Raw genomic sequence first — 12,423 nt, forward strand, 5'->3', positions numbered from 1 at the left:
GCATTAGACTCGGGCCAGCCCAACTTAAGCCGTGGGCCCCAGCCAAAAGGAAGGACGGCTGAGCATGTCTTCCCGGGAAGTTGAGGTCGAAAAGAAGTACGTCGTCGGCGATGACGCCGGAGTGCCGGACCTCGCGGAAGTCCCAGGTGTGGCCCGCGTGGGGGAACCACACGAGGATACCCTGGAAGCTGTCTACTTCGACACGGAGCGCCATGCCCTCGCAGCCCGCGGCATCACGCTCCGCCGCCGCACTGGAGGGTCCGACGCCGGCTGGCACCTGAAGCTGCCTCTGGAGAACTTCGAGGGTTCGGGCAGCGCCGGCTCGGCTTCAGGACCCCAGCGCCGCCGCGAGCTTCATGCCCCGCTGGGCCAGCCCGGCGTCGTGCCTGACAGCCTGCTGGCACACGTGCTGGCGTACCTCCGTGGCGACGCCCCTGCGCCGGTGGTCCGGCTGGAAACCAGGCGCACCACCTACCCGCTCTATGGTGACGACGGTGTCCACCTCGCGGACCTGGCCGATGACCGCGTCAGCGCCCAGATCCTCGGAAGCACCGCCGAGCCCGGTGCGGAACGCCAGCCACAGCAGTGGCGGGAGTGGGAACTCGAACTGGTGCACGGCAGCCAGGACCTGTTCCCAGCCGCCGGGGAGATCCTGGCCGCCGCGGGGGCCCGCCCGGCCGGGCACGGTTCCAAGCTGGCGAAAGCCCTGCGGGGAGCGGTCACGGCGGCCGGCCCTGAAGCCCAGGCCCCCGGCCCGGCGTCCAAACCGCCAAGCAGGAAGGGACCGGTTTCGGACCTTGCTATCGCCTACCTGGCAGCGCAGATCAGCGAAATCCTGGCGCACGATCCCGGCGTGCGGCTGGAGGGGCCCGAAGCGGTGCATAACCTTCGCTCGGCCGCCCGCCGCGCCCGGTCTGTGCTCGCGGCCTACCGGCGGCTCTACAGCGCCGTCACCGTGCGGCGGCTCCGCGAGGAACTGAAATGGCTCGGGCAGGTGCTGGGATCGCCGCGCGACGCCGAAGTGATGCTTGGCCGGCTCCGCGGGCACGCGGCGGAGCTACACCCGGAGCCTGCCTCGAAGGCTGCGGCGGACAGGCTGGAACAGGAACTCGGCAATGCCCTGGACACCGCCTACCGGAAACTCCAGAAAGCGCTGCTTTCCGAACGGTACTTCCGGCTCCTGGATGACCTCGAAGCGTTCCGGGATCATCCTCCGGTCCGGCCGGACGCCGCAGCACCGGCCCGCACAGCTTCGGGCAAAATCGCAGGCAAAGCCGCCAAACGGTTGCAGCGCGCGGCCCGGACGGCCAAGCGTGCCCGCCGGGGAACCCAGCACGAGACCGCCCTCCACCAGGTCCGCAAGGATGCCAAACGGCTGCGGCACGTGGCGGAATCCGTAGTCCCCGTGCACGGCAAACGCGCCAGGAAGATTGCCAAAGCCGCGCAGCGCCAGCAGAAGATCCTCGGCGATTTTCAGGACAGTGTGGTGGCCCGCGACCTGCTCGCCAGGCTCACCGCGGCCCCGGACCTCTCCAACGACATCGCCTCGGCCTACGTCACGCTCCACGCCCGGCAGGTCCAGCTGGCAGCTGAGGCCGAAGCCAAGTATTGGAAAGCCCGCAAAGAGTCCCGCCACCTCCTGCAACGCGGGGTCAGATAACGCCGCCTGGAGGGGCATTGTTGGGCGTGGAGTGACCCCGCGTTGCAGTTGGTTAGGTAGTTAGGGAGGTCAGCCGCCTTGCCGGGCGCCGAGCCTGGCCACGGCCAGGGCGAGCCACAGCTGCACCCGGTCCGCCGTGACGGCGGGGTCGTAGCCGGTCAGTTCGGTGATCTGTGCCAGCCTGTAGCGGACGGTGTTCCGGTGCAGGGTCAGGGCTTCGGCGACGGCGGCCACTGACCCGTTGTTGGTGAGGTAGCTTTCCAGCGTGGTCATCAGCTCCGAGCCGTGGGCCGCATCAAAGGTACGCAGCGGACTCAGGGATTCGTTGGCCATGTCAGCCAGGGGGACGTCTTCGCTGGCCAGCAGCAGCGACGTCAAACTCAGGCGTTCCGGTTCGTTCACCGGCAGGCCATGGCTGGCCGCGTCCCGGGCCTCGAAATAGCTCCAGCGCAGGCCGTTCGGCTTCATGTACGCGCCGCCGATGCCGATCGTCGCGTGGATCCCCGCCTCGGCCAGGTGGTCGCTGAGTTGCCGCGCCAGCGCAGGCGCCGCGCCGCCGTCGTCGTGCACCACAACCACCAGGTCCTGCCCGACGACGGCGGCCGCCGCGTTCTCCAGAACCTGCGGCACGGAGGTGGTCACCAGGGCCTTGTGATGCGCGGCGGAAACCGCCAGCAACACCACGTTCCTGCGGGTGCTGTTCAGGCCTACGCCCGCCAGCCGGCGCTGGGCCTCGCTGGTCTCCAGAGCGCCGTGGATGACGTCCTCCAGGACCTGGCCGCACAGGGCGCGCCGGGCCTGGCGCTGTTTGCCCATGTTGTTCAGCTCCACGCTGATCAGGTTCTGGGCGTAGCCGATGATGCCGGAATCCTCGAAGGGCTGGCGGACCCACAGGGTGCAGGCATCGCGGCGGCCGGTGGGAATCGGGAAGGAGGCCCAGGTGTCTGCCGCGGGCGGTTCGGTGCTGCTGTTGTAGAGATGGGCGGTGAACTGGGTGAGGGCAACGTCGGTGCGAAGCATGCCGCCGAGGTGTTTCAGGAGCTGGCCCAGGCCGCCGCCGGTGAGGAGCGCTCGCGCCAGAACCTGGTGGCCGGCGATCAGCCGCTCCAGCTTGGCTACATGATCGGCGGACTGCGCGTCGGCCACCAGCTTTCCGATGGCGATGAACGGCGTCTCGTAGGGGACCCGGACCACCGGAAGCCCCCAGCGGTTGGCCTCGGCAATCAGGGCCGGCGGAACATCGTCGTGCGTTAACCCGGTGCCGAACCCGATCCCCACAGCGCCCGCGCGCTGGACCTGGCGGACGAACCGCCTCTGCTCCGGCGCGGACCGCAGCCGCATGCCGGTGGTCAGGACGAGTTCCCCGCCGTTGAGGAAGCGCTGCGGATCCTCCAGTTCCGTGACGGCCACCCAGTTGATGTCGTGGTGCCAGGTGGTTTCAGCCAGGCCAGCCCTGGACAGGCCGAGGGACTGCACGCCGAGCAGCATCGCGAGGGAAATGGCCATAACTCAAGGATAGCCAGGCGTTGGCCGACCGCACTAAGCCTGGGCCCAAACGGTGTGCAGGTGGCTATTCCCTGGTGCGGGGCTGGGGCATAGGCTCAGAGCAGCCGAAAACATCGCGCCGGCTCTGGTTTTTCCCTGAAAGAGGTTGTACATCGTGGTTCAGACCTTGCAGAACTTCATCAACGGTGAGTTTGTCACCCCGGCCGGCACCGGCCTGCTGGACATCGTCAATCCCACCAACGGTGATGTGGTGGCGAAGTCACCAGTCTCGGTGCAGGCAGACGTCGACGCCGCCATGACCGCCGCCAAGGATGCCTTCAAGAGCTGGAAGCACGTCACCCCGGGGCGGCGCCAGCTGATGCTCCTCAAGCTTGCCGACGCCGTCGAAGCCAACAGCGACGAACTGGTGGAGGCGCAGCACCGCAACACCGGCCAGGTCCGCAGCCTGATCGCTGCCGAGGAAATCGCCGCCGGCGCCGACCAGCTCCGCTTCTTTGCCGGGGCGGCCCGCATCCTGGAAGGCAAGTCCGCCGGCGAATACTTCGAAGGCCACACCTCCTTCGTCCGCCGCGAACCTATCGGCGTGGTGGCCCAGGTGGCACCGTGGAACTACCCCTTCCTGATGGCCATCTGGAAGATCGGACCCGCCCTCGCCGCCGGCAACACGGTGGTACTCAAGCCCTCTGACACCACGCCGGAATCCACTCTGGTGCTGGCCCGGCTGGCCGGCGAAATCCTCCCCGCCGGTGTGCTGAACGTGGTGCTGGGAACCGGCGAAACCGGCGCCCTGATGGTGGAGCACAAGGTCCCCGGCCTGGTCTCCATCACCGGTTCGGTCCGGGCCGGCATCGCCGTGGCCTCCGGCGCCGCGAAGGGCCTCAAGCGCGCCCACCTGGAACTCGGCGGCAAGGCCCCGGCCATCGTGTTCAAGGACGCGGACATCAAAAAGAGCGCCGCGGCCATCGCCGAATTCGCGTTCTTCAATGCGGGCCAGGACTGCACCGCCATCACCCGGGTGCTCGTGGAGGATTCGGTCCACGACGACGTGGTGGCAGCCATGGTGGAGCACACCAAGACCCTGCACACCGGCTCGCAGAACGATGAAGACAACTACTTCGGCCCGCTGAACAACGTGAACCACTTCAACGCCGTCACCTCCGTGGTGGAGCACCTCCCGGAGAACTGCAAAATTGTCACCGGCGGCCACCGCGCGGGGGAGAAAGGCTTCTTCTTCGAACCCACCATCGTCACCGGCGCCAGGCAGACAGACGACATCGTGCAGAAGGAAACCTTCGGCCCGGTCATCACGGTGCAGAAATTCAGCACCGAGGCGGAGGCTCTGGAGCTGGCGAACGACGTCGACTACGCCCTCGCCTCCAGCGTCTGGACGTCCGACCACGGCACGGCCATGCGGATGAGCCGCGACCTGGACTTCGGCGCCGTCTGGATCAACACCCACATCCTCCTCACCGCCGAAATGCCCCACGGCGGATTCAAGCAGTCCGGCTACGGCAAGGACCTCTCCATGTACGGAGTGGAAGACTACACGCGCATCAAGCACGTGATGTCCGCCCTCGACGCCTAACCATTTCCCGGTGGTTGAGCCTCCCCACCGGCGCCCTAACCTCGCTTCGCTTCGGCCAGGGAACCCTGCCGGCGGGGGCCCATTCAGTAAAGAAAGTAGACTCCCGTGAGCACCACAGCAAGTGAAATCACCTTCCGCCTGGAGCAGAAGCGCCGCGTTCAGGCCGACTTCCCGGGCCCCAAGTCCATTGCCCTGACCGAACGCCGCCGGGCCGTGGTTGCCGCCGGCGTCGCCTCGAGTGTCCCGGTGTATGTGGCGGATGCCGACGGCGGGATCATCCATGACGTAGACGGCAACTCCTTCATCGACCTCGGCTCGGGCATCGCGGTGACCAGCGTCGGCGCGTCCGATCCCGCCGTCGTCGGGGCCGTGAAGGAAGCGGTGGGGCACTTCACCCACACCTGTTTTATGGTCACCCCCTATGAGAGCTACGTTGCCCTCGCCGAGCAGCTGAACCGGCTCACCCCCGGTGACCACGAGAAGCGGACCGTGCTGTTCAACTCCGGTGCCGAGGCAGTGGAGAACGCCGTCAAGGTGGCGCGCCTGGCCACGGGGCGCGACGCCGTCGTCGCCTTTGACCACGCCTACCACGGCCGCACCAACCTGACCATGGCACTGACCGCCAAGGCCATGCCGTATAAAACCAACTTCGGCCCGTTCGCGCCCGAGGTCTACCGCATGCCGATGAGCTACCCGTACCGCGAGGAAAACCCGAAGATCACCGGTGCCGAGGCCGCACAGCGGGCCATCACCATGATCGAAAAGCAGATCGGCGGCGACCAGGTCGCTGCGATCATCATCGAACCGATCCAGGGTGAGGGCGGCTTCATTGTCCCGGCCGACGGGTTCCTCCCGGCACTGGCTGACTGGGCCAAGGACAAGGGCATCGTGTTCATTGCCGACGAAGTCCAGTCCGGCTTCTGCCGCACTGGTGAGTGGTTCGCCGTGAACCACGAAGGCGTTGTCCCGGACATCATCACCATGGCCAAGGGCATCGCCGGCGGCATGCCGCTGTCCGCGATCACCGGCCGCGCCGATCTGCTCGACGCCGTCCACCCGGGCGGCCTGGGCGGCACCTACGGCGGCAACCCGGTGGCCTGTGCCGCGGCCTTGGCGGCCATCGGCTCCATGGAGGAATACGACCTCGCCGGGCGGGCCCGCCACATCGAGGAGCTCGCCACAGGGCGGCTCCGTGAACTGCAGGCAGAACTGGCCGCCGCCGGTTCCGCCGTCATCGGCGACATCCGGGGCCGCGGCGCCATGCTGGCCATCGAACTGGTCCAGGCCGGCTCCAAGGCACCGAACCCGGAACTTACCAAAGCTGTTGCCGACGCCTGCCTCAAGGAAGGCGTCGTCATCCTCACCTGCGGCACGTACGGCAACGTGATCCGCCTCCTGCCGCCGCTGGTCATCACCGATGAACTGCTGAGCGACGGCCTGGGCGTCCTGGCTGCGGTCATCAAAGCCAACGTGTAAGGGCGTAAGTAGATCCACATGTAAGTACGAAAAAGGCAGCCCCCCGCCATGCGGGGGGGGCTGCCTTTTTCGTTGTCCTGGGGTCTCGCCTGGGGCAGGTACCTAATGCCCCCTCCCTAGTCATGGGCAACTACCTAATTCCCGGGCCCTACAAGGGCACTTTCCGTAAGTACCCGAAAGAATCTTTTAGAGTACCGGCTACTCGTGTTTGGCGTTCGGAACGATACGTAACTTGGAGCTACCAACGGGCCCGTCAACGGCTCCTGGAAGGCCCAACTCTGAGGAGACTCGTCATGAAACCGCGCGACAGTATCGAAACACCGGAGACGAGATTGGGGAGCGTCGTCGATGTTTCCGGCCTGATACGTCGCCGCCCGGCCTCAGAACTCGGAGCCCAGTTCCCACTCCTGTCAGCCGCCTGGTAAAGACGATGCCGTCCGAAGGCGCCTGACGACAGGGACTTCCACCTACACAGGGTCCTTGGACGCCGACCTGGCTACGCCCCCGAAGCGGAAGCGACGACCCAAAGCCAATGAACACCTTGCCCGAGACAGGGGAAATGCAATGACTCAGCTTTCAACGGACACCGAGGATCGGACCAGCGGCACCGCCGCCGCTTGCACGGGTCCCGCAGGGGAGGGACTCCGATGACGCATATCGAGAGCGTCGCCGTGGTTGCACAGGCGACCTTCGGCCGGGATGGCGCGATGTTCGAGAGCCTGCTCGGCTTCGTGTCTCAGCTGAGCGTGGTGCTGTGGGGCCTGGTGATCCTCACTGTGGTCCTCCGCTTTGTCGGCATCCGGAGCTATCGGCACGGCGCCGCCCGCAAGGCTCGCAGGGCCCTCGTCGAAACCCTGGCGCCGAGCGCTGCCGATCCGGCCGCCGCTGTGCCCACCGCCACGGCCGTGATCGACCTTGTCCAGCCGGACACCGGCCGGCTGACCGGCGCCGGACAGGTCCGCCTGAGCATGTACGGGCCCACTGCGGCCGAGAAGGACGCTAAGCTCGTCCACACTGAGCTCGTCAACGCCCTGACGATCGACGCCGGCACGAACGCCACGATCGAACAGGTCCTGCAGCCGGCCGAGGCGCCGGCCGCCGTCGCCACGTCCGTGAACGTGCCGCGCCACGAGCCTCGCAAGTGGCGGACCGGGCACCGGTCCGCCGCGAAAGTGACCGCGCTTGCCACCAACTCCACCGAGGCCTGAGCATGGACATCGCGCTCGTGACGTTCTGGCTGTTCGCCGGCGTCAGCATTCTCTACGTCATCCACTTCGGCCTGTACATGGTGGGCGCCAATTTCTACGACGTCTGGCAACAGCGGCGGAAGGGGATGACGGGCGTGCGGCTCCCAGCCCAATACGGGGCGGAGTGCGCGGCGACAGCCACCTGGACCCGCCGTGCCCTCCCCGAGGTGCCCGGGCTGGTCTCCATCGTCATCGCCGCCCACAACGAAGAGGCGGTGATTGTTCGGACGCTCGACTCCATCCGGCGGAGCACTCACCGCTCCCTCGAGGTCCTCCTAGCGGATGACGCGTCCGCCGACCTCACCGGTCGGCTGGTCCGCGACTACCAGGTGCGTCACCCGGACATGGACCTGCGCATCGTGCGGATGCGCAAGAACGTCGGCAAGGGTGCTGCGCTCAACTCGGCGCTTCGCCGGCACGCGCGGGGTCAGTTCGTGATGACGCTCGACGCCGACTCGGTCATCGCGTCGGACACCATCGCGAACGCGCTGTCCTACTTCGACGACCCGTTCGTGGCCGGTGTCGCCGCAAACGTGCAGATCCTGGAGGAGACGACGGTGCTCGGCATCCTGCAGCGGTTCGAGCACATGATCGGCTACCGCTCGAAGAAGCTTTACTCGCTGCTGAACTGCGAGTTCGTGGTGGGTGGGGTGGCCTCCACGTATCGGATGCGCGTGCTGCGCAAGGTCGGCTTCTACGACACGGACACCGTGACCGAGGACATCGGCCTGAGCGCGAAAATCACCAGCCTGGGCAACCGGCGCTTCCGGATGGTCTATGGCGCTGACGTGGTGGCGAAGACCGAGGGCGTGCTCACGCTCCGCGCGTTGGCGAAGCAGCGCTACCGCTGGAAGTACGGAAGCATCCAGAACCTCATCAAGTACCGCGGCATGATTCTCAACCCAAGCCGCCGGTACACCGGCACCCTGACTTACTATCGGATGCCGATGGCGCTGCTCAGCGAGTTCACGCTGCTCATCTCGCCCCTGGCCTGGACGTACGCGGTCTACTGGTCGCTGGTCACGCAGACGCCCGCACTGCTACTTGGTGCGTACGCGACCATCACCGCCTACACACTGGTGACGATCTGGATGGATGAGAACCTGACTGCGCGTGAACGCACCCGGCTGACCATCTACGCACCGACGGCGTACTTCCTGTTTTACATCATGGACCTGGTGCAGCTCACAGCGGCGCTTCGTTGCATCGTGCGCTCGCGCGGCCTGTTCCAGCGTCCCGAGATCAACACATGGAAGTCGCCTCAGCGGGCTGGCAGTACGGCGGTGGTAGCTCGTGCCGCGTAAGCGCCGGTTGGTTGTCCGGGTGCTGCTGAATCCGCTGGTAGTCATCACGTTGCTGGTCGTCATGATCACTGCCGGGTGGCTGATGTACACCGGTGGAAAGAGCATCATCGCTCAGGCGCGGCCCGGCGCGAACCTGTTCCCTGCGCTCCAGGTGACCGCCGCGGCCGTTCCGGTGCCGTCTGGCCCGTCGGCGCCCGCCGGAACGGTAGGTGGCTGGAACGTCAGCCACACCGGGGATGCCCAGACCTCGCTGGAGCTTGTCAAGGGGCAGATGGACGATCAGGCGCTGAAGCTCGACATCCCCCGGTACGTCTCTGGCGATGTCACCCTGACTAGTCCACGGGTGAATATAAAGCCCGGTGAGAGCTACCTGTTCAAGGCGTTTGCCTCCAGCGACGAGGACTTCAGGCTCCTGGCCCGCCATTACCACGCTGACGGCAGCACGACTCTGGAGCAGCTGCGGAACCCACTCGAGCGACCGGGGAATTCCCCGTTCACGGTGAGCGACGCGTTTAATAGCGGAAACACCACGACCGCGGTGGAGTACGTCTTTCGGCTCACGTCTAAGGGGACCCTCCGGGTCGAGGGCGCCTACCTCGAGGCGGCGGATGACGTCCGGGTGGCGCCCGCCATAACGACAGGCCCGAACCTCATCCCCAACCCCAAGCTTGCAAGTGCGGAGCCGGGCGAACCCACCTCCTGGTCCACGTACACCTCCGGGTTGTCCACCGTGGAGTCAGGTCGAAGCGAGGACCAGGCTGGCAGCTTCCTCTGGACCCGCACCTCGAACTACGCGAGCGGCGAAGCGAAGTGGCAGTACGAGCCGGTCCCGGTGACCACCGACCGCTACTTCGAGTTCGCCGCGACCTACCGGTCCGAGCGCGACGTGGACGTGGTGGCGGAGTTCGAGCTCGCGAACGGTGGCCGTGCGTTCAGAAGCCTGGAGACGATACCGCCGGCGGGAGAGTGGACGACGATCAGGGAGTCGTTCCAGGTCCCCGACGGAGCGAAGACCGCGTTGGTCACGCTGGTGTCGCACGGGAACGGCACCACCGGCGTCCGCGACTATTCGCTGATCGACGTCACCAAGCCAGGACCCCTGCGCTGGGGGCAGCCAATGGTATCGATCACGTTCGACGACGGCTGGCAGTCGGTGTACGACCGCGCCCTGCCACTGCTGAAAGAGCACAACTTCCGGTCCACCCAGTACGTCAATGCCAGCTCCATCGAAACGCCGAACTTCATCACGGCCGCCGAGGTGCAGCAGCTTCACGCGGCCGGACATGAGATCGCCGCACACAGCTTCGAACATGTCGATCTCACCTCGATCGGGGTCGACCGGCTGGACCAGCAGCTGCGGAAGAGTGAGGAGGTCCTGGCTGCTGCCGGCGTCAGCACCGACGACCTGGCAACCCCGTACGGACGGTCCGACCCCCAGGTCGACTGGTACGCGAGCAAGTACTTCAACATCGTGCGCGGGACTGACGACGGCATCAACACGCGGCAGAACCTCCAACCGCACGATTTGAAGGTGCTTTACATAACCGACGAGACCACGCCGGAGACCTTGGCCGGAGCGCTCGCAGAGACATCCCGAATGAACGGTTGGCTCATCCTCGTCTACCACCAGATCGCGACCCCCCAGTCGACCGGCACCCAGGAAGGCACTATCGCGGCGGACCGGAGCACCATCACCAGCGACGTCCTCGCCGCGCAGCTGAAGCTCGTGGCGAAAAGTGGCATCCAAGTCCAGCCGGTCGCGCAGGCGTTCAAGCAGTTGCAAGGCCCGTGACCACCATTCGGCGGGGCAACCCGGCGACGTCGGTCACCCGAAAAGAACGGATGAACTCATGACCAGAACCAGATCCAGCATGGCGCGGGGGCGCGCCAGGCTCGCCACCATCGGGGTGGCGGTGGTGACCATGGCCGCCGCTCTGCTGACGCCCGGGGTGGCGAACGCCGCGGTGGACAACCCCGCGCCCGGGCCGCTGGTGTCCTTCACCTTCGACGACGGCATGGCCAGCGCGCTCACGCAGGCCGCGCCCACACTGCAGAAGTACGGGCTCACGGGCACGAACTACGTCATCACCGACTGCATCGGCATGACAACCGCGCCGAACACCTGCCGCGCCAACACTGATGTGCCGTATATGACGTGGGCCCAGGTTAGGCAGCTGCGGGACACCTACGGTTGGGAGATTGGATCGCACACCGTCGACCACCAGTGCCTCGTGAGCGTTGGAAACGACTGCCAGGCCACCAAGCTGACGGCCGCCCAAGTCGACGCTGAGCTGGCCAACAGCAGGTCTGCGCTGGCGGCACAGGGCATCACTGCCACCGCGTTCGCGCCGCCATACGGCGACTACGACATGTCGGCGCTCGCCCAGGTGGCCAAGTACTACAGCTCGATGCGCGGCTTTGCCGATACGGGCAACAACATCTGGCCTCTCGGTGACTACCTGCTCCGTGATGTCCCCGTGCAGGAGGTCACCACCCCGGTCGCCAATTTGAAGGCCCAGGTGGACGCCGCGATCGCTAACAAGCAGTGGGTCGTCTTCACCTTCCACGACATCAGGCCCACCCCGAGCCGGGTCCCGGACGACTATCAGTACGGCACGGCGGAGCTGGGCGAGCTCGCCGCCTACGTGCAAACGAAGGTGACGGCCGGCCAGATCAAGAACGTCAACGTCAGCAAGGGCCTCGTGAATGGGTCGCCGAACAAGATGCCGAACCCGACGTTTAACACCGGCATCGCCGATGGCTGGCGGACCGACGCCCCGGCGACGATCACCGCCGACGCCGCGAACAACGGGAGCTACCCCGACTTCGCCAAGTCGGTGAAGCTGGTCTCGGGCGCCACGACGGGTCACTTGTTCTCGCCGGCACTTCCCGTGTCGCCGACGACGAATTACATGTACAAGGCCTTCCTCAACGTGGCTTCGATCACCACCGGTGAGGTCGGGTTCTACGTCGACGAGTACAACGCCGCCGGAGCCTGGGTCTCCGGGCAGTTCCGCAAGCGGGAGAATACGCGGTGGGTGGAGTCGATGAACTTCACCTACACGCCGAGCTCGACCAATGTGGCCTCGGCGAGCCTGCAGATCTGGGTGATCGGCACCGGCATCACGGCCTACGTGGACAACGTGCAAATGCTGGCGCTCGGCGCTGAGGCGACGCCGCCGCCGGCGTCCAACCTCGTTGCCAACGGTACGTTCGACGCCGGTATCAGCTCGGGCTGGACGACTGACTCGGCTGCCACCATCGTGGCCGACGCAGCGAACCACGGGAGCCCGGCCAACCCGGTGAACTCGGTCAAGCTGACCGCCACCACGGCGAACAAGCACCTGTTCTCCCCGCAGGTCGCGGTGACGCCCGGTAGCTACAAGATCGCCGGGTACCTCAACGTCGCGGCGCGAACCAGCGGTGAGGTTGCCTTCTACATCGACGAGTACAACGCCGCCGGGCAGTGGATCTCCGGGCAGTATAAGCTCGGTGTAGCGGTCGCCGGCGTGACCAATGTCGACCTGACGTACTCGCCCAGCACGGCTACTGTGGCCAAGGCGAGCGTGCAGGTCATCGTCCAGGGCAACTCGGGAGTGCAGGCCTACTTCGACGACGTCCGCTGGACCAAGCCCTAACGACGAG

Annotated in this window: 8 protein-coding genes; 7 read left to right on the forward strand and 1 reads right to left on the reverse strand. The window is 66.3% G+C overall.

Features of this window, described 5'->3' with window-relative positions; all coding sequences use genetic code 11:
* Positions 1-64: 64 nt before the first annotated feature.
* Positions 65-1,660 carry a CYTH and CHAD domain-containing protein gene (locus ABIB45_RS13800; RefSeq protein WP_354216429.1) on the forward strand — a complete coding sequence of 532 codons (1,596 nt, stop codon included), beginning with the start codon at positions 65-67 and terminating at the stop codon, positions 1,658-1,660.
* Between the two features lie 69 nt (positions 1,661-1,729).
* Here ABIB45_RS13800 and ABIB45_RS13805 read toward each other — a convergent pair whose 3' ends face one another.
* Complete coding sequence (locus ABIB45_RS13805; RefSeq protein ID WP_354216430.1) at positions 1,730-3,166, reverse strand: PucR family transcriptional regulator; 1,437 nt, start codon at positions 3,164-3,166, stop codon at positions 1,730-1,732.
* Between the two features lie 154 nt (positions 3,167-3,320).
* On the opposite strand from ABIB45_RS13805, the gene ABIB45_RS13810 reads away from it, so the two are divergent.
* The 6 genes from ABIB45_RS13810 (at position 3,321) to ABIB45_RS13835 (ending at position 12,416) form a co-directional block, all read left to right on the forward strand.
* Complete coding sequence (locus ABIB45_RS13810; protein WP_354216431.1) at positions 3,321-4,751, forward strand: gamma-aminobutyraldehyde dehydrogenase; 1,431 nt, start codon at positions 3,321-3,323, stop codon at positions 4,749-4,751.
* 105 nt (positions 4,752-4,856) lie between these two features.
* On the forward strand, positions 4,857-6,227 hold the full coding sequence (gene gabT / locus ABIB45_RS13815; RefSeq protein WP_354216432.1) for a 4-aminobutyrate--2-oxoglutarate transaminase: 1,371 nt from the start codon (positions 4,857-4,859) through the stop codon (positions 6,225-6,227).
* A gap of 647 nt (positions 6,228-6,874) precedes the next feature.
* Positions 6,875-7,435, forward strand: a complete 561-nt coding sequence (locus ABIB45_RS13820; RefSeq protein ID WP_354216433.1) for a hypothetical protein — start codon at positions 6,875-6,877, stop codon at positions 7,433-7,435.
* Between the two features lie 2 nt (positions 7,436-7,437).
* Positions 7,438-8,778 carry a glycosyltransferase family 2 protein gene (locus tag ABIB45_RS13825; protein ID WP_354216434.1) on the forward strand — a complete coding sequence of 447 codons (1,341 nt, stop codon included), beginning with the start codon at positions 7,438-7,440 and terminating at the stop codon, positions 8,776-8,778.
* A 19-nt stretch (positions 8,779-8,797) separates the two neighbouring features.
* Entirely contained in the window at positions 8,798-10,570 is a 1,773-nt protein-coding gene (locus tag ABIB45_RS13830) for a polysaccharide deacetylase family protein (protein WP_354216435.1), read from the forward strand.
* Between the two features lie 58 nt (positions 10,571-10,628).
* Positions 10,629-12,416: a polysaccharide deacetylase family protein gene (locus ABIB45_RS13835; RefSeq protein WP_354216436.1), complete on the forward strand. Its 1,788-nt coding sequence runs from the start codon at positions 10,629-10,631 to the stop codon at positions 12,414-12,416.
* Positions 12,417-12,423: the final 7 nt, after the last annotated feature.

It is taken from the genome of Arthrobacter sp. UYCo732 (genome assembly GCF_040547265.1).
GTDB lineage: Bacteria > Actinomycetota > Actinomycetes > Actinomycetales > Micrococcaceae > Arthrobacter.